The sequence below is a fragment of the Staphylococcus sp. GDY8P45P genome (genome assembly GCF_017892745.1).
Classification (GTDB): domain Bacteria; phylum Bacillota; class Bacilli; order Staphylococcales; family Staphylococcaceae; genus Staphylococcus; species Staphylococcus cohnii.
Genome location: NZ_JAESLS010000003.1, coordinates 4,629 through 20,769 on the forward strand (window position 1 = coordinate 4,629; position 16,141 = coordinate 20,769).

Here is a 16,141-nt window from a genome sequence, read left to right on the forward strand (position 1 = left end):
ATGACTATGATGCTCATGATTTTGGTGTTTTTTGTTATTCGACAAAATTAAACCTCCTAATTTTATATTTTTAAAGATAGTAATAAGACAATTTGAGTATAACATATACGGTATAGGGGTATATACCATTTGACTTTTTTATTTTGTAATGTACAGAAAATAACCATTTATGTCACTATTTAAAGGAATAACAAATACAATCAAATGGTCATTTGACTATAATGTTTGAGTAGATCACAATAATAACCAAGTGGAGTTGATAGGCTCCCTTAAAGTACAAGCAAGACACTTGAAGAAGAAAAATGTATTATACTTGACCGCGTACTATGGTACGCGGTTTATTATTATTTAGAGGTGAACTATGTGAGTTATCGTATTACTGCATTTGCAGAAAAATGTGGGGTAAATAAAGAGACGATTAGATATTACGAACAAAAAAATTTATTACAAGAACCTTCCCGAACGAAAGCTGGTTATCGGATATATTCAGATGATGATGTTAAGCGTGTATGGTTTATTAAACGGATGCAAGAGCTTGGTTTTTCTTTAAGTGAAATCCACAAGTTGCTTGGTGTTGTAGATAAGGATGATGTGCGGTGTTCGGATATATATGAGTTCGTTTCTCAAAAAGTTGATGAAGTACAACAACAAATTAGAGATTTAATGCGTGTTGAGAATATGTTGAATGATTTAAAAGAATGTTGTCCGAATGAAGAATATTTATATTCTTGCCCTATTATTGAGAAAATGTTTGAGGGTTAAAATCAACTTTTTAGCAGGTGATGTAAATTGACTGTACAAAAGCGAAAAAATGTAAAGGATAATGATAAATTATTGTTTTTAGGAATACCAGCATTGTTGGTTCTATGTTGCGCTTTACCAATCCTTTTAATTGCAATTGGATTGAGTTCTATGGGTGCTTTCTTAATAGGAAAACAAGTTTGGATATTTGGTGCTGTTTTGTTAATTGTCGGACTGATTATGTTGGTAAAAAGAAGAGGTAGTCGTAATACATGTCAGTCGGATTGTTGCCATTCTAAATTCAGTGAAACAGAAGAAAAAGGGGGGGAGTGATTTGAAATCAATATTGTTCTTTAAAAGATTTTATTATCAGCTCTCATTATTGTAAGCCTCTCAGCATGTGGAATATCCAATGGAACCAACACGATAAACAATGAAAAAACACAACCAATAAGTTCCGAGAAGCCAACACTCATTTATTTCATGGCATCTTGGTGTCCGACTTGTGTAGCAGGGGAAAAGGTATTTAAACAGATTCATAATAAATATGGGAACAATGTTCAACTTATAACTGTTGATATGGATCCCCTACAAGATACAGAACAAGATTTAAAGGATTTCCAACGTCAATATGGTGGAGAATGGACACATTTAATCGATAAAGAATATGAACTCACTAAAAAGTATAAAGTAAAACAATTGGAAGAAGTTTTTTTAATAGATAGCAATCAAGAAGTTATATATCACGCGGTTAACCCTTCCTTCGATGATTTACAAAAGGAACTAACACGTATTGGAGTGAGTAGTTCATGACGTTTCCCTTTATATTTATTTTTTCAGCAGGAATAGTTGCTGCGTTTAATCCTTGCGGGATTGTTATGTTGCCTTCATATATTAGTTATTTAATTGGTGAAGGAGAGGTTGAAACAAGGCGTTCCTTAATAAGGACAATCTCAAAGGGGCTATGGTTAGGATTGTCTATGACGTTGGGATTTCTAACTATTTTTGTGATAGCCGGTTTTCTATTATCGTTATTAGGTAGAGCTTTAATCAATGTTTTTCCAATTTGGTCATTTCTAATGGGCGTACTTATCTTTCTTTTGGGACTAGGGATGTTGCTTGGAAAAAAAGTTTCTCTACCTTTAAGAGTTAATATTAAACAGGGTAAACGATCAGTTTATTTCTATGGTATTGCTTATGGAATCACATCATTAAGTTGTACGTTGCCAGCCTTTTTATTTGTACTCACTGAATCTATGCAAGATAATTCGTTATTGATGGTTATACTTAAATTTATTGTGTACTCAATCGGTATGGGTGTTGTCGTTACTTCCATAACCATTGTTTCTTTGATTTCAAAAAGATATGTCCAACAATTACTTTCTAAAAATATGGCAATGATCCAATTTATTTCCTCCATTGTTATTTTAATTTCAGGAATTTATATTTCTTATTATTGGGGGATTGGTCCGGGTGGCATATTTCGATAATTAAAAGGAGTGTTAAAAAATGACTAAGAAAATCAGTATGAAAGTTAGTGGCATGACTTGTATGGGTTGTGAAGAACATGTAGCAGTTGCACTTGAAAATATTGGTGCCAAGAATGTAGAAGCTAGTTTTCGTCACGGTGAAGTATTATTTGAATTACCCGATGATATTGGGATTGAAAGTGCAAAAAAGGCTATTGATGAGGCGAAATATCAACCTGGAGAAATAGAAGAAATATCATCACAAGAAAATGTGGTGTTAGGTAATGAAGGCGATTATGACTTACTTATCATTGGTTCCGGTGGTTCGGCTTTTTCAGCTGCGATCAAAGCGATTGAATACGGGGCAAAAGTAGCCATGATTGAGCGTGGAACCGTTGGCGGAACATGTGTAAACATTGGCTGTGTTCCATCAAAAACACTTCTTAGGGCTGGAGAAATTAATCATTTAGCAAAAGTAAATCCATTTACGGGATTACAAACATCTGCTGGAGAAGTGGAATTAGCACCCTTAATCAAGCAAAAAGATGAATTAGTGAGTGAGCTTCGCAATCAAAAATATGTGGATCTAATTGATGAATATGGAATTGACTTAATTGTAGGTGAAGCAAAATTTACTGATGAACAGACGGTTGAAGTCAATGGGGAGAAACTTTCCGCAAAACGCTTTTTAATTGCAACGGGTGCATCTCCTTCTCTCCCGCCGATTTCAGGACTTGAAGAAGTGGAGTATTTAACAAGTACAACGCTCCTTGAAATAAAAAAGGTACCTAAACGATTAACGGTGATCGGTTCAGGATATATCGGAATGGAGCTTGGCCAATTGTTTCATAACTTAGGTTCAGAAGTAACGCTTATGCAAAGAAGTGAGCGACTGTTAAAAGAGTATGACCCAGAGATTTCTGAAGTAGTAGAAAAAGCTTTAATTGAACAAGGAATAAACCTTGTAAAAGGGGCATCTTTTGAGCGTGTAGAACAATCTGGAGAGATAAAGAAGGTTCATGTTACAGTAGATGGCAAGAAAAAAGTGATTGAATCAGAGCAGCTGCTTGTTGCAACAGGAAGAAAACCAAATACGGATACGTTGAATTTAAATGCAGCTGGGGTTAAAGTCGGAAAACGAAAAGAAATACTGATAAATGATTATGCTAGAACAAGTAATGAAAAGATTTATGCGGCAGGAGATGTTACATTAGGGCCTCAATTTGTCTATCTAGCAGCATATGAAGGTGGAATTGTTGCCGATAATGCAATCGGTGGATTAAATAAAAAACTAGATTTATCAGTGGTTCCCGGCGTGACATTTACAAATCCAGGGGTAGCAACAGTAGGCTTAACAGAAGAACAAGCAAAAGAAAAAGGCTATGAGGTCAAAACCTCCGTATTGCCTTTAGATGCTGTTCCAAGAGCGATAGTAAATCATGAAACAACAGGTGTTTTTAAGCTTATTGCTGATTCGAAAACATTGAAAATGTTAGGGGTTCATGTTGTATCTGAAAATGCAGGTGAAGTGATTTATGCAGCGACTTTAGCCGTTAAGTTTGGTTTAACCGTAGATGATTTAAAAGAAATCCTTGCACCATATTTAACAATGGCAGAAGGATTGAAATTAGCTGCCCTGACGTTTGATAAAAATGTTTCAAAATTATCTTGTTGTGCGGGATAACAACACAATGAATCCACCGTTTGGTTAAGACGGTGGATTCTTTCAACCTTGGACAAGGTACGCGGTTTCATTAGATAGAAATAAGGCAAACGTATTATAGAGTCAATTCTGCGAGGAGATTAATGATGATAAAGAAATACGATCTTATTGTGATTGGTACAGGTTCTGCGGGTTCAATCACAGCAGCAAAATGTAATAAAGCCGGCTGGAATGTAGCTATGGTAGATGACAGGCCGTTTGGAGGCACGTGTGCACTACGTGGATGTGACCCAAAAAAGGTTCTACATGGTGCTGCCGAGCTTATTGATTGGAACAAACGGATGGTTAAGAATGGAGTACCGTCTGAAGTCTCCATCAACTGGAAAGATCTTATGAATTTTAAAAGAACCTTTACAGATGATGTCCCGGAAAAAAAAGAGGAAGCATTGAATAAACAGGGAATCGATACGTATCATGGCAATGCATCTTTCGTGAGTGAGGACAAACTTGAAGTGAATAAAGAAGTGCTCGAGGGGAGTCATTTCTTGATCGCTAGTGGTGCGAAACCTACCCCTTTACCCATAGAAGGAGAAGAACATCTTACTTATAGTGATGAGTTTTTGGAGTTGGATGAATTACCACAAAGAATCGTCTTTGTTGGTGGTGGGTATATTTCGTTTGAATTTGCTCATATCGCGGCACGTGCTGGATCAGAAGTTCATATTATCCATCGAGGTCAAAGACCTTTGGAGAATTTTGATATAGATCTTGTAGATATCCTTTTAGAAAAGTCGAAAGAGATTGGCATACAGGTACATCTTCAACATTCCGTTGAATCCATTGAAAAAGAACAAGGAAAGTTTCATGTGTACGCTCGAAAAAAAGAGGATATAACGCGGTTTGAAGCAGACATTGTTATTCATGGTGCTGGACGGGTCCCTGCCTTAGATATGAATCTTGAAAAAGGGAATATAGAAAGGAAAAAACATGGTGTCCATGTTAATGAGTATTTGCAAAGTGTAAGTAACCCGAATGTCTATGCAGCTGGAGATGCTGCAGCAACGGATGGCTTGCCCCTCACACCTGTAGCCAGTGCAGATTCTCATGTCGTAGCATCTAATTTATTGAAAGGGAACAGCAAAAAAATTGAATATCCCGTGATTCCATCTGCTGTATTTACCGTACCTAAAATGGCATCGGTAGGTATGAGCGAGGAGGAAGCCAAAAACTCTGGCCGGAATATTAAAGTAAAGCAGAAAAACATCTCCGACTGGTTTACGTATAAACGGACAAATGAGGACTTTGCTGCGTTTAAAGTGCTGATTGACGAAGATCATGATCAAATTGTTGGTGCTCATTTGATTAGTAATGAAGCCGATGAACTGATTAATCATTTTGCAACAGCCATTCGTTTTGGGATTTCAACCAAAGAATTGAAACAAATGATATTTGCCTATCCAACAGTAGCTTCAGACATTGCACACATGTTGTAATTTTTATCATATGTTTTTCCAGCATGATTTTTCCATTATCTCTTGTACACGCTTATTCAGAAAAGGGCGATTGTTGAAAATCAAAAGCTTAATTTCTCACTAAAAATACGGAGGGATTAAGCTTTTTTATCTTTCAAAATCCTTAACGTCCGTATTTTTCCGACGGTACCTCGACTATTAAGTATTTGATTTGCATATATAAAATCCTCGTTCAATACTATCCCTCCAAACTGTTGTTAATCACTCTATGCTTGAAATAATTATCATAGTTCAAAAAGGATACGTTATAATTGCTATATTGATTAAATGTTCAAGGGGTGCTTTATGATTTATACAATTGTAGTATTCATTGTTGCAGGATTAGCTGAAATTGGTGGTGGTTATCTAATTTGGTTATGTCTCAGAGAAGGGAAGCCACTTTATTTGGGGATCTTTGGGGGAATAGCCATAGTTTGGTTCTGTTGCAAAGTCAGAAAAAATATAACTAATTATCATTTTAACATGGTAGTATTCCCTTAACTGGCCAACATGTGATTAATTTCGTAGCACGGCGAAAATCCGTAGATCTGAAGAGACCTACGGTTCTTTTTATATAGACCATAAATACATTCAATACCTTTGAGTGTATTCTTTGCCGTATTGACGCTTTGATATCTCGTCTTTCTCACTTTAATATGACGGTGATCCTGCTCAATGAGGTTATTAAGATATTTAGATGTACAATGACAGTCGGGATTAAGTTTAAAATCTTTAATCAACTTAGACATTGCCACCTTCGTCGAAGGTGCCTGGTCTGTAATTATCATTTGAGGTTTACCAAATTGTTTAATAAGTCGCTTAATAAACGCATATGCTGAATGATTATCTCGTTTCTTACGTAACCAAATATCCAATGTATGACCATCTGCATCAATGGCACGATATAAATAGCACCATTTTCCTTTTATTTTAATGTATGTCTCATCAACGCGCCATTTATAATAAGCTTTTTTATGCTTTTTCTTCCAAATTTGATACAAAATAGGAGCATATTCTTGAACCCAACGGTAGATCGTTGAATGATGAACGTTAACGCCGCGTTCTCTTAGTATTTCAGATATATCACGATAACTAAGCGCGTATCTTAAGTAATAGCCAACGGCTACAGTTATTACATCTTTATTAAATTGCTTATATCTAAAATAATTCATAGAGAACGCTCCTTTTTTGTTAAAATTATACTATAAAATTAACTTTGCAACAGAACCGTTAGTTTTATACTCTATCCTTTTTGTGTTTTGTTTTTTAAGTTTGTCATAACAGTTGTTTTAATATGTTACCCTTATTACTACATGGGACGTTCTGAAATGAACATGCCCGAAATGAATATGGAGCAAATGCAGCAGATGCAACAAATGATGATGGAACATATGGAAACAACAAAACAAATTAAACAAAAACTAGGCTACTTATCCCCTGTAAAATACAGAGAATTAGCAGCCTAGAACATAGTGTTTTTATTAAGTTCCCATTTTAAGGGTTCAGTGCCTTGTAGTTATTGTGTTTTTATATACTTTACTACTTATTTTCTTTGTTATCATCAAAGGACTGCATGAAGTTCGTGCATGCATTTATCATATTATCCATTCTCTGGTCATAATCAGAACCTTGGGTAAAACCAGTTTGTCCAATGACGATTAAACCAGCTAGTACAAACGACAGCACTAAAGGTAACTTCTTTTTCATCGCTTATTTCCCCTTTCATTCAAAGTATCCCTAATCTTTTTTTAACACTTTCTTTAATTTTTCATATTCATCTTCATTAATTTCCCCTTTGGCCAGCCTTTCCTTTAAAATTTGTAAAGAATCATCTGATCTTACACCTTTTGGTTTTTCTGAAGCTTTTGCAATTAATATATATACACCATAAAATAACAAGCCAAGAATGATAATCCAAAAAATCATGCCAATGAACCCCATTCCGCCCATCATATTTCCTATACCCATACAATTTGTCAGTCCTTTCCTTCTTTCTTGTTTTACAATTATACCATATGGGGTATTAGTATCCCAAAAAAGTGTTTTTAATATTAGTAGCAGAAGGCAATTCATTGTACCGCAAAATGGCCCGATTATTGAACTATTTTTTAATAAAATAATTCCTACGTTCCCAATTCCAGAAAGCAATAATACTAAAAGCTTCCTCATCTGCTTTTTCCTCATCATCTGTCATATAATCTGTATCTTTTATTGGATATTTTGCCGTTTCATCAACGGGAGATTGAATATCTGACTTATGCTTATTTTTTGGTTTCACAATTTTTGAGCGTAATATTTTCATGGGAACGCTCCAAATCAATATCTTTATTTGGCTCATATTTGCGTTTTAAGAGCTTATGTATGTTTTTAGGTTAAAAACTATATGATTTATACCTAATTCTTTAAAATACCCCCTTAAAATTCAAAATAAGAACATTTGAATTTAAACAAACCTCCTGCCATCTCAGCAAGGGGCACTTGAAAACCGTTTGGAAATCATCAAGGGACGGGTAGTATTTTTTGAAAAAGCCACTCAAAAAATCTCCACTCAAGGCACGCATAAAATATCAGCGAATATACCAAAGGAGTGAACATATTGATTCCATATTATCTTTGGTTTAAAGAAAACATTTAAAATTCATGATTATATGCCAACCATTCGACTATTTTTTGAGTTTGTTAAAAGTTCCGAGGCTCAACGTCAATAAAGCAATTGGAATAAAGCACCTATGATTATTAAAAAAAATAAGTTATAATATATTCAAAAATATTTTTGAATGAGGTGTAATTATGATTCAGACTATTGTAACTGCTGCTATTCTTTATATTGTGACAGCATTAGACTTATTAGTGATTTTATTAATGTTCTTTGCTAGAGCAAAGACTAGGAAAGAATATCGAGATATTTATATTGGTCAATATGTAGGATCTGTGGCATTGATTGTCATAAGTTTATTCTTTGCCTTTGTCTTAAATTATGTTCCTGAAAAATGGATATTAGGATTATTAGGGTTAATACCGATTTATTTAGGAATTAAAGTGGCTATTTATGGTGATAGTGACGGAGAAGAGAGAGCTAAAAAAGAATTGAATGAAAAAGGATTGTCTAAACTAGTTGGTACGATTGCAATTATTACGATAGCAAGTTGTGGCGCTGATAATATTGGTGTATTTGTTCCCTATTTTGTGACATTAAGTGTTACTAATTTATTAATTACTTTGTTTGTCTTTTTAATTTTAATTTTCTTCTTGGTATTTACTGCACAAAAATTAGCTAATATTCCAGGAGTTGGAGAAATTGTTGAGAAATTTGGTCGTTGGATTATGGCTGTTATTTATATAGCTTTAGGTTTATTTATCATTATAGAAAATGACACTATTCAAACAATTTTAGGATTTATATTTTAATTTAGGGTGTGATTTTATATGAGCTATAAAAATGCTTGTGATGTGATCTGTGTACATGAGGATAAAGTTAACAATGCCTTAAGTTTTTTAGAAGATGATAAATCTAAGAAATTACTTAACATTTTAGAAAAGATTTGTGATGAGAAGAAATTGAAAATTATATTATCTTTGATTAAAGAAGATGAGTTGTGTGTTTGTGATATTTCTTTGATATTGAAAATGAGTGTTGCTTCAACTTCACATCATTTAAGACTTTTATATAAAAATGATGTGCTTGATTTTTATAAAAAGGGAAAGATGGCATATTATTTTATTAAAGACGATGAAATAAGAGAGTTTTTCTCTAAAAATCAGGAGGGTTTTTGAAACGAGTGAAACGAGTTTCTTCTTGTCTTGATACTATAAAATAAGCAAAGATATAACATAAAATGACTTATCGGAAGTACATATGCTTCAAAAGATACAGATGGTATAATAATGGAGTCGCCTATCTCTCAGGCGTCAATTTGACGTAGGGAGGAGGTATTATTCATGTTGGAAATCCTTGTTCACATCACGACCACAGTCATCAGTGGTTGTATTATTGCGTTATTTACGCATTGGCTGCGTAATCGCAAAGACAAATAGGCGACAATAGCCACACCTACAAAAATCCCCTCACTATTTGCGGTAGTGAGGGGATTGGTGTATCCATGCTGGATTCCTTGTTAAGTGCATTATAACACCATAGTAGATAGGAATGCAAAACTAAAATTTTATATGATTGTATTTTATACATGTTAAATATTTAATAATTCATGTAATACAATGTTCCAACGTTTAAGTACTTGTTTAGGTTCGTGCATTTCAACTGTTATACCTGAAGTAATATCAGCATATTTTGCAATATCTTGTCTTATCGATTTTATAGTTGCTTCGAACCTTGTACGTTCATAAACTTCATTATTAGGTGAAGGTAAAAAATTAAATCAAGTTGAGTACATTTTACACCAATTAAATCAAAATCCAGCATCACGTAGAATTATGACAAGTTTATGGGATGTAGATGATTTAGATGAAATGTCATTAGAACCGTGTGTTTGGGCTACAAATTGGAAAGTGAGTTACGGTGCTTTAAATTTACATGTGAAACAACGTTCGGCAGATATGGCTCTAGGTCATCCATTTAATGTATTTCAATATGCGGTTTTACACAGGTTAATAGCAGACCAATGTGGTTATGAGTTAGGAAATTTGTATTGGTGTATAGATGATGCCCATGTATATCTTAAACATATAGATACATTAAAGAAGCAACTATCCAATCCTATTAATCAATCTAAACCAACAATAAGTCTACCTAGTAAATATGATGAGAAGGGTAATCTTAAATCTTTTTTTGAACGTAGACTATCTGAAGTACAGTTGAATAATTATAAACATAATGGAATTTTTAAATATGATATAGCGGAATGATAATGAAAGTAAGGGATTTTATAAAGCTATCACATTCATTTTTATAAATAAGATAAAAAAGATTTGACAATATTCCTCATTGTAACTAAAATAGTTACAATGAGGTGCTTGATTTGAAAATAAGTAGTCGTTTTACGGTCGCTGTTCATATATTGGCTTTAATAAAAATCGAAAAAAATTATGCTTTAACATCGAATCAAATTGCAGAAAGTGTGAATACTAATCCTGTTGTTATTCGAAGATTAATGGGGAACTTAAAAAAGTTGGTTTTATTGAAACTTCACATGGCAATTCAGGAGTTAAACTTTTAAAATCATTAGACGAGATTACATTATTTGATGTTTATAAAGCTGTAGAAGTTGTTGAACAAGGCCGTTTATTCCAAATACATGAAGATACCAATATCGACTGTACAGTTGGTGCAAACATACAAATTCTATTGGAAGTTATTTTGAAAAACGCACAGGATGCTATGGAGACAGTATTAAAAAGTGTAACATTAGAAAATATAGTAAATAAAATTCTAGTAAACAACGGATAAATATATCCGTCTCCCCTTGTTTGTAACTGTAACTATTACAAGTACGAGCGTGTTGTTTACTTACATTTGATGAAACTGTATTAACCATCTTAATAAACATTATTGGAAGGAGAAATTATTTTGTCACTAAAAGTAAGCGTTTATTCTGATTATGTTTGTCCTTTTTGTTTTATAGGCAAGGATTAACTTGAAAAAGCAATAAAAGAAACAGATGCTGATATATCTATAGAATGGCAAACATTTGAGCTAAGACCCAAACCATTAGAGCAATTAGATCCTGTTAATGACTCATCCAAACTATCACTCTGGCAGCAAGTGATATATCCAAGAATAACTGAATGGGGAGTAGATATGAAATTACCAAATGTGTCTCCCCATCCTTATACAGATTTAGCGCACGAGGGCTTCTATTTTGCGAAAGAACATGGAAAAGCAAATGAATATAACAATCGTGTTTATGAAGCATTTTTCCAAGAAGATAAAAATATTAGAGAAATTGAAGTACTTACTGAACTTGCTAAAGATGTTAGTATATGGCACGTTCTTGTGGGAGCTTTTAGTGGCTTTTGGATTGCTATGTTAATGGCTGGGGCCGTAACAGTAAGAATGAAATCAGGTGAACGTATTAAAGATGTTTATTTACCACTAATGATAGGCTTTTTAGCGCTATTAGTCTTTTTATTAAATATACTATAATTAGGAGGAATTTATTATGAAAATTGGAATTATTGGAGCAAGTGGAAAAGTTGGAAAACTAGTATTAGAAGAATCAATCGAAAGAGGACATGAAGTAACAGCAATTGTTAGAAATGCTTCAAAATTATCAAGTAGTAATATAAATATTTTAGAAAAAGAAATATATGATATTACTTCTGAAGACTTGAAAGATTTAGATGTAGTTGTTAATGCATTTGGTGCGCCTCTTGGTGAAGAAGAACCACATGTGAAAGCTGGACGTGCACTTATTGAAGCATTGAAAGAAACTGATACAAGAGCAATTATCGTTGGTGGTGCAGGTAGTTTATACGTTGATGAAGCGCAAACAACTAAGTTAATGGATACACCAGAATTTTCTGAACTATTTGGGCCAACTGCAAAAGGAACTTCAAAAGGACAAAGTAGAAATTTAGAAGATTTAAAAGCTTCTAAAGGTATTAATTGGACATTCCTTAGCCCATCTGCAGATTTTGATGCTGAAGGTCCTAAAACTAAAAATTATCAAACAGGCAAAGACAATTTATTATTTAACTCTAAAGGCAATAGTTATGTTAGTTATGCAGATTTTGCATTTGCACTAGTGGATGAGATAGAAAATCCACAACATAAAAATGAACGTTTTACTGTGGTATCAGAAGATAATTAAGAAATATAAATAGTTCGATTATACAAGACGTCTCATCACTAAAAATGATGAGACGTCTTGTATAATTTCAAAGAGAAAAATACTAATAAATTATATAGCTTTATATTTCCAAAAATTCAACATTAAATCTGTATATATGAAATGTTTTAGAAGAAAACGACTGAGTTTTTAAGGTACCCCCTAATCATACGTATATAGCTGTTGAATTTATAGCAACTTGCCATTGCTATTTGAGAATGTTTTAACTTTATAAATAAGAAAAAGAAGTGCAAATATTAGTTGTACCTCTCTTTCTTATTTATAAAACAATTTGAATAATTGCAATAATAATTAAAATACTGATGATCCATTTTTGTACAAAACTAGGGACTTTTTTACCTAATTTTAAGCCTAACGGAGCGAAAATAATACTCCCTATTATTAAAAATAACGCGTCTTCTAAAGGAATGTAACCTTGTATAAGTTTAATGATAAAGGCGCCAATTGAAGATATAAAGGCAATTACTATACTATTAGCAACCACCGTATTCATTGGTAATTTGAATAAAACTAATAATATAGGAATAATAATAAAGGCGCCGCCTGCTCCAACTATACCCGAAATGATGCCAACGAAAAGACCCACAATAACCAATAAAGGCTTATTAAAGGAAGATTGGTCTGAACTAGGTTTTACGTTAATAAACATTAATATTAATGCAAGTAAAGCAATGATAATATACACCATATTTACAAATGTAGCATCAAATAAATTTGCTAGCAAAGCCCCTAACATGCTCCCTATAATCATACCTCCTCCCATATAAAGGACCAACTGGGGTGAGAATTCTGGTTTTTTTCTTGCTTTCAAAGAGCCACTTAAGGTACTGAAAAAGACTTGGCTAGAAGTAAGTCCTGATGCGATATACGCGCTATATGCAGGAGCCCCAAATAGTGGCGGTAACAATAAAATGGCTGGGTAAATAATAATAGCGCCACCTATACCTACTAGACCAGATATAAATCCTCCGAACACTCCGATGAGCAACATAATGATAATATTTATAATATCCATTATTTACTTTTTACCAATAAGTTAACAGCTTCATTAATGATTTCTTGTGAATCTTCATTGTTGTCATCAGCTGAATTGACGCATTCAATTAAATTTTCGCTAATAATAATCCCCATTAATCTTTGTAATGAACTTTTTGAAGCACTAAGTTGCGTAATCACATCTTTACAATGCTTTTCTTCTTCCATCATTTTTACAACGCCATTTAATTGCCCTTGTACTCTATTAATACGATTGATCATGTTTTTATCATAATTCATAGTAATTTCCTCCACTTTTAATTGAATACAGTCATAATAATAAATTAAAACAAGTTTGTCAAATACGTGCGGGGGTATTTGACAAAAAGAGTTATATCTTTTAACATACCCTTATAGGTATTTAACAGGAGGTTATTATGAAACAATATAATGAAAAACATATTAATGATTTAAGTAAATCAGAATTAGAAAAATTAACTTCTCAAGGTCAATTGATTGATGTAAGAACACAAGAAGAATATGAATTGGGGCACATCAATGGTTCCACACTGCATCCTGTAGATGAGATTGAGTCGTTCAATAAAGACAAAAATAAAACCTATTATGTACACTGTAAAAGTGGTAACAGAAGTGCTAAAGCTAGTAAATATTTAGCTGAACAAGGTTATGACGTTGTAAATTTAGACGGCGGCTATAAAGCTTATGAAGAAAAAAACGTCAGCGATGATACAAAAGAAGAAAACACAAATGTAGAAATTAAAGCAGAGCGTAAACAATTAAACTATAGTGGTCTTCAATGTCCAGGCCCTATTGTAAATATCAGTAAAGAAGTAAAAAATATTCAAGAAGGTGACCAAATTGAGGTTACAGTCACAGATCCAGGATTCGCAAGTGATATTAAAAGCTGGGCGAAACAAACGGGACACACATTAGTAAAACTTGATGGGGGTGACAATGAAATTAAAGCGATTATTCAAAAAGAACAACCCAAAGATTTAGAAGTGAGTCATACGTCTAAAGGCACTACAATTGTACTATTTAGTGGAGAATTAGATAAAGCAGTGGCAGCAATGATTATTGCGAATGGTGCTAAAGCTGCAGGAAGAGATGTAACCATCTTTTTCACTTTCTGGGGACTTAACGCGTTGAAAAAAGCGCAAACAGCTAACGTTAAAAAGAAAGGTATCGCAAAAATGTTTGATTTTATGTTGCCAAAAACACCCTTGAAAATGCCACTCTCTAAAATGAATATGTTCGGTTTAGGTAATATCATGATGCGCTACGTAATGAAAAAGAAAAATGTTGATTCATTACCATCACTTATCGACCAAGCAATCGACCAAGATATCAAATTAATCGCATGTACGATGAGCATGGATGTCATGGGCATTAAGAAAGAAGAATTAAGAGACGAAGTTGAGTACGGCGGTGTAGGCACTTATATAGGTGATACTGAAAACGCGAGTCATAATTTATTTATTTAATTAAATCTATTAAAATAAGGAGTTCTTTATATGTTTTTTAAACAATTTTACGATAACAATTTATCTCAAGCATCTTATTTAGTTGGCTGTCAACGCACAGGAGAGGCAATAATAATTGACCCTGTACGTGACTTAACAAAATATATGGAAGTTGCAGATAGCGAAGGTTTTACAATTACACAAGCTGCAGAAACTCATATCCACGCTGATTTTGCTTCAGGCATTAGAGATGTGGCAGAACAATTAAATGCAAACGTATATGTATCTGGCGAAGGTGACGATGAATTAAGTTATCGTAATATGCCAGAACAAACACATTTTGTTAAACATCAAGATATTATTCATGTAGGTAACATTAAATTAGAAGTATTGCATACACCTGGTCATACCCCTGAGAGTATCAGTTTCTTACTCACTGATGAAGGTGGCGGCTCAAGCGTTCCAATGGGCTTATTTAGTGGCGATTTTGTCTTTGTTGGTGATATCGGTAGACCTGATTTACTAGAAAAATCAGTTCAAATGGAAGGTTCTACAGAAGTTAGTGCGAAACAAATGTATCAATCTATAGAAAGTGTTAAAGATTTACCAGATTATATTCAAATTTGGCCAGGTCACGGTGCTGGAAGTCCTTGTGGTAAAGCATTAGGCGCCGTACCAATGTCTACGCTAGGTTATGAAAAAATAAATAACTGGGCATTTAGTGAAACTGATGAAACCAAATTCATTGAAACATTAACATCAAATCAACCAGCGCCACCACATCATTTTACACAAATGAAAAAAATTAACCAATTTGGTATGGAATTATATCAACCATACAATGTTTATCCTAGTTTAAGCAATGAAAGAATAGCATTTGATCTTCGTAGCAAAGAAGCCTTTCACGGTGGTCATACACAAGGAACGATCAATATTCCTTACAACAAAAACTTTATTAACCAAATCGGTTGGTATTTAGACTATGAAAATAGTATAGATTTAATTGGTGATAAATCTACCGTTGAACAAGCAGCGCATACTTTACAATTAATTGGATTTGATAATGTAGCAGGTTATCGTTTACCAAAATCAGAAATTTTAACCCAATCCATCCATAGCGTTGATATGACTGGTAAAGAAGAATATATACTTGACGTACGTAATGAAGAAGAGTGGAATAATGGGCACTTAGATCAAGCAGTCAATATTCCGCATGGTAAATTATTAAATGAAAATATTCCATTTAATAAAGAGGATAAAATATACGTACATTGTCAGTCAGGTGTTAGAAGTTCAATCGCCGTGGGTATCTTAGAAAACAAAGGATTTGAAAATGTCGTAAATATTAGAGAAGGCTATCAAGATTTTCCAGAATCATTAAAATAATTTAAGAGTGTACAGAAAATAACCATTATCTGTACACTCTTTTTTTATGTCTAAATAAGTATCTATTACATAAAATAAAGTGTTCAAAAACCCAACAAAAAAAATA

Annotated in this window: 20 protein-coding genes and 3 pseudogenes; 17 read left to right on the plus strand and 6 right to left on the minus strand. The window is 33.4% G+C overall.

The window, feature by feature from the left end; translation table 11 throughout:
• The first annotated feature begins 363 nt into the window (after window positions 1-363).
• From merR to KA873_RS13515, 7 genes and pseudogenes are all read left to right on the plus strand, one after another.
• Window positions 364-762 (plus strand): Hg(II)-responsive transcriptional regulator, encoded by a 399-nt coding sequence (merR, locus tag KA873_RS00225; protein ID WP_002510754.1) that lies wholly within the window; start codon window positions 364-366, stop codon window positions 760-762.
• 27 nt (window positions 763-789) lie between these two features.
• Window positions 790-1,074 carry a hypothetical protein gene (locus KA873_RS00230; RefSeq protein WP_002510753.1) on the plus strand — a complete coding sequence of 95 codons (285 nt, stop codon included), beginning with the start codon at window positions 790-792 and terminating at the stop codon, window positions 1,072-1,074.
• Between the two features lie 117 nt (window positions 1,075-1,191).
• The gene (locus tag KA873_RS00235; RefSeq protein ID WP_348635048.1) at window positions 1,192-1,554 is read left to right on the plus strand and encodes a TlpA family protein disulfide reductase; all 363 of its coding nucleotides are present in this window, start codon (window positions 1,192-1,194) and stop codon (window positions 1,552-1,554) included.
• Window positions 1,551-2,231 (plus strand): cytochrome c biogenesis CcdA family protein, encoded by a 681-nt coding sequence (locus KA873_RS00240; RefSeq protein ID WP_021459891.1) that lies wholly within the window; start codon window positions 1,551-1,553, stop codon window positions 2,229-2,231. The genes KA873_RS00235 and KA873_RS00240 overlap by 4 nt, the downstream gene beginning before the upstream one ends.
• A 19-nt stretch (window positions 2,232-2,250) precedes the next feature.
• Entirely contained in the window at window positions 2,251-3,894 is a 1,644-nt protein-coding gene (gene merA, locus KA873_RS00245; protein WP_204180474.1) for a mercury(II) reductase, read from the plus strand.
• Between the two features lie 125 nt (window positions 3,895-4,019).
• On the plus strand, window positions 4,020-5,366 hold the full coding sequence (locus KA873_RS00250) for a dihydrolipoyl dehydrogenase family protein (protein ID WP_019467798.1): 1,347 nt from the start codon (window positions 4,020-4,022) through the stop codon (window positions 5,364-5,366).
• Between the two features lie 324 nt (window positions 5,367-5,690).
• Window positions 5,691-5,825: pseudogene (locus tag KA873_RS13515) on the plus strand (YnfA family protein); the annotation flags it as partial.
• Window positions 5,826-5,881: 56 nt separating this feature from the next.
• On the opposite strand, the gene KA873_RS00260 reads toward KA873_RS13515, so the two are convergent.
• Window positions 5,882-6,556 carry an IS6 family transposase gene (locus KA873_RS00260; protein ID WP_002512555.1) on the minus strand — a complete coding sequence of 225 codons (675 nt, stop codon included), beginning with the start codon at window positions 6,554-6,556 and terminating at the stop codon, window positions 5,882-5,884.
• A 156-nt stretch (window positions 6,557-6,712) separates the two neighbouring features.
• Between KA873_RS00260 and KA873_RS00265 the strand changes: the two genes are divergently transcribed.
• The gene (locus tag KA873_RS00265) at window positions 6,713-6,850 is read left to right on the plus strand and encodes a hypothetical protein (RefSeq protein WP_021459086.1); all 138 of its coding nucleotides are present in this window, start codon (window positions 6,713-6,715) and stop codon (window positions 6,848-6,850) included.
• Between the two features lie 73 nt (window positions 6,851-6,923).
• Here the strand turns inward: KA873_RS00265 and KA873_RS00270 are convergent, their stop codons facing one another.
• From KA873_RS00270 to KA873_RS13520, 3 genes are all read right to left on the minus strand, one after another.
• The gene (locus KA873_RS00270; protein ID WP_173020195.1) at window positions 6,924-7,070 is read right to left on the minus strand and encodes a hypothetical protein; all 147 of its coding nucleotides are present in this window, start codon (window positions 7,068-7,070) and stop codon (window positions 6,924-6,926) included.
• A gap of 51 nt (window positions 7,071-7,121) precedes the next feature.
• On the minus strand, window positions 7,122-7,352 hold the full coding sequence (locus KA873_RS00275) for an SHOCT domain-containing protein (protein WP_031884148.1): 231 nt from the start codon (window positions 7,350-7,352) through the stop codon (window positions 7,122-7,124).
• Window positions 7,353-7,485: 133 nt separating this feature from the next.
• Complete coding sequence (locus tag KA873_RS13520; protein ID WP_073346352.1) at window positions 7,486-7,686, minus strand: hypothetical protein; 201 nt, start codon at window positions 7,684-7,686, stop codon at window positions 7,486-7,488.
• A 488-nt stretch (window positions 7,687-8,174) separates the two neighbouring features.
• On the opposite strand from KA873_RS13520, the gene KA873_RS00285 reads away from it, so the two are divergent.
• The 7 genes and pseudogenes from KA873_RS00285 (at window position 8,175) to KA873_RS00315 (ending at window position 12,151) form a co-directional block, all read left to right on the plus strand.
• The gene (locus KA873_RS00285; protein ID WP_002467537.1) at window positions 8,175-8,792 is read left to right on the plus strand and encodes a CadD family cadmium resistance transporter; all 618 of its coding nucleotides are present in this window, start codon (window positions 8,175-8,177) and stop codon (window positions 8,790-8,792) included.
• A gap of 18 nt (window positions 8,793-8,810) precedes the next feature.
• Complete coding sequence (locus tag KA873_RS00290; protein ID WP_002467551.1) at window positions 8,811-9,158, plus strand: ArsR/SmtB family transcription factor; 348 nt, start codon at window positions 8,811-8,813, stop codon at window positions 9,156-9,158.
• Window positions 9,159-9,323: 165 nt separating this feature from the next.
• Window positions 9,324-9,419, plus strand: a complete 96-nt coding sequence (locus KA873_RS00295; protein WP_011276848.1) for a type I toxin-antitoxin system Fst family toxin — start codon at window positions 9,324-9,326, stop codon at window positions 9,417-9,419.
• A gap of 336 nt (window positions 9,420-9,755) precedes the next feature.
• Window positions 9,756-10,247, plus strand: a pseudogene (thyA, locus tag KA873_RS00300) (thymidylate synthase); the annotation flags it as partial.
• A gap of 113 nt (window positions 10,248-10,360) precedes the next feature.
• A pseudogene (locus KA873_RS00305) lies at window positions 10,361-10,788 on the plus strand (Rrf2 family transcriptional regulator).
• Between the two features lie 198 nt (window positions 10,789-10,986).
• Window positions 10,987-11,484 carry a DsbA family protein gene (locus tag KA873_RS00310; RefSeq protein WP_255307513.1) on the plus strand — a complete coding sequence of 166 codons (498 nt, stop codon included), beginning with the start codon at window positions 10,987-10,989 and terminating at the stop codon, window positions 11,482-11,484.
• A 16-nt stretch (window positions 11,485-11,500) separates the two neighbouring features.
• Window positions 11,501-12,151: an NAD(P)-dependent oxidoreductase gene (locus KA873_RS00315; protein WP_031885497.1), complete on the plus strand. Its 651-nt coding sequence runs from the start codon at window positions 11,501-11,503 to the stop codon at window positions 12,149-12,151.
• Window positions 12,152-12,449: 298 nt separating this feature from the next.
• On the opposite strand, the gene KA873_RS00320 is transcribed toward KA873_RS00315, so the two are convergent.
• Together KA873_RS00320 and cstR are read right to left on the minus strand one after the other, a co-directional pair.
• On the minus strand, window positions 12,450-13,205 hold the full coding sequence (locus KA873_RS00320) for a sulfite exporter TauE/SafE family protein (protein WP_031863945.1): 756 nt from the start codon (window positions 13,203-13,205) through the stop codon (window positions 12,450-12,452).
• Window positions 13,205-13,465, minus strand: a complete 261-nt coding sequence (gene cstR, locus KA873_RS00325; RefSeq protein WP_031863946.1) for a persulfide-sensing transcriptional repressor CstR — start codon at window positions 13,463-13,465, stop codon at window positions 13,205-13,207. Before cstR ends, KA873_RS00320 begins: the two co-directional genes overlap by 1 nt.
• 137 nt (window positions 13,466-13,602) lie before the next feature.
• Here cstR and cstA point away from each other — a divergent pair, with 137 nt between their 5' ends.
• A complete protein-coding gene (gene cstA, locus KA873_RS00330) occupies window positions 13,603-14,670 on the plus strand; it encodes a persulfide response sulfurtransferase CstA (protein WP_012816716.1) in 1,068 nt (355 codons plus the stop codon).
• Window positions 14,671-14,700: 30 nt separating this feature from the next.
• Entirely contained in the window at window positions 14,701-16,035 is a 1,335-nt protein-coding gene (cstB, locus tag KA873_RS00335; RefSeq protein ID WP_129335045.1) for a persulfide dioxygenase-sulfurtransferase CstB, read from the plus strand.
• Window positions 16,036-16,141: the final 106 nt, after the last annotated feature.

Excerpts from the sequence above, each read along its gene's own strand:
- KA873_RS00315 (WP_031885497.1), top strand. The coding sequence starts at position 11,501 with ATGAAAATTGGAATTATTGGAGCAAGTGGAAAAGTTGGAAAACTAGTA.
- KA873_RS00285 (WP_002467537.1), top strand. The coding sequence starts at position 8,175 with ATGATTCAGACTATTGTAACTGCTGCTATTCTTTATATTGTGACAGCA.
- KA873_RS00320 (WP_031863945.1), bottom strand. The coding sequence starts at position 13,205 with ATGGATATTATAAATATTATCATTATGTTGCTCATCGGAGTGTTCGGA.
- KA873_RS13520 (WP_073346352.1), bottom strand. The coding sequence starts at position 7,686 with ATGAAAATATTACGCTCAAAAATTGTGAAACCAAAAAATAAGCATAAG.
- KA873_RS00265 (WP_021459086.1), top strand. The coding sequence starts at position 6,713 with ATGAACATGCCCGAAATGAATATGGAGCAAATGCAGCAGATGCAACAA.
- KA873_RS00240 (WP_021459891.1), top strand. The coding sequence starts at position 1,551 with ATGACGTTTCCCTTTATATTTATTTTTTCAGCAGGAATAGTTGCTGCG.
- KA873_RS00250 (WP_019467798.1), top strand. The coding sequence starts at position 4,020 with ATGATAAAGAAATACGATCTTATTGTGATTGGTACAGGTTCTGCGGGT.
- KA873_RS00275 (WP_031884148.1), bottom strand. The coding sequence starts at position 7,352 with ATGGGTATAGGAAATATGATGGGCGGAATGGGGTTCATTGGCATGATT.
- KA873_RS00260 (WP_002512555.1), bottom strand. The coding sequence starts at position 6,556 with ATGAATTATTTTAGATATAAGCAATTTAATAAAGATGTAATAACTGTA.
- cstA (WP_012816716.1), top strand. The coding sequence starts at position 13,603 with ATGAAACAATATAATGAAAAACATATTAATGATTTAAGTAAATCAGAA.
- cstR (WP_031863946.1), bottom strand. The coding sequence starts at position 13,465 with ATGAATTATGATAAAAACATGATCAATCGTATTAATAGAGTACAAGGG.
- KA873_RS00295 (WP_011276848.1), top strand. The coding sequence starts at position 9,324 with ATGTTGGAAATCCTTGTTCACATCACGACCACAGTCATCAGTGGTTGT.
- merA (WP_204180474.1), top strand. The coding sequence starts at position 2,251 with ATGACTAAGAAAATCAGTATGAAAGTTAGTGGCATGACTTGTATGGGT.
- KA873_RS00290 (WP_002467551.1), top strand. The coding sequence starts at position 8,811 with ATGAGCTATAAAAATGCTTGTGATGTGATCTGTGTACATGAGGATAAA.
- cstB (WP_129335045.1), top strand. The coding sequence starts at position 14,701 with ATGTTTTTTAAACAATTTTACGATAACAATTTATCTCAAGCATCTTAT.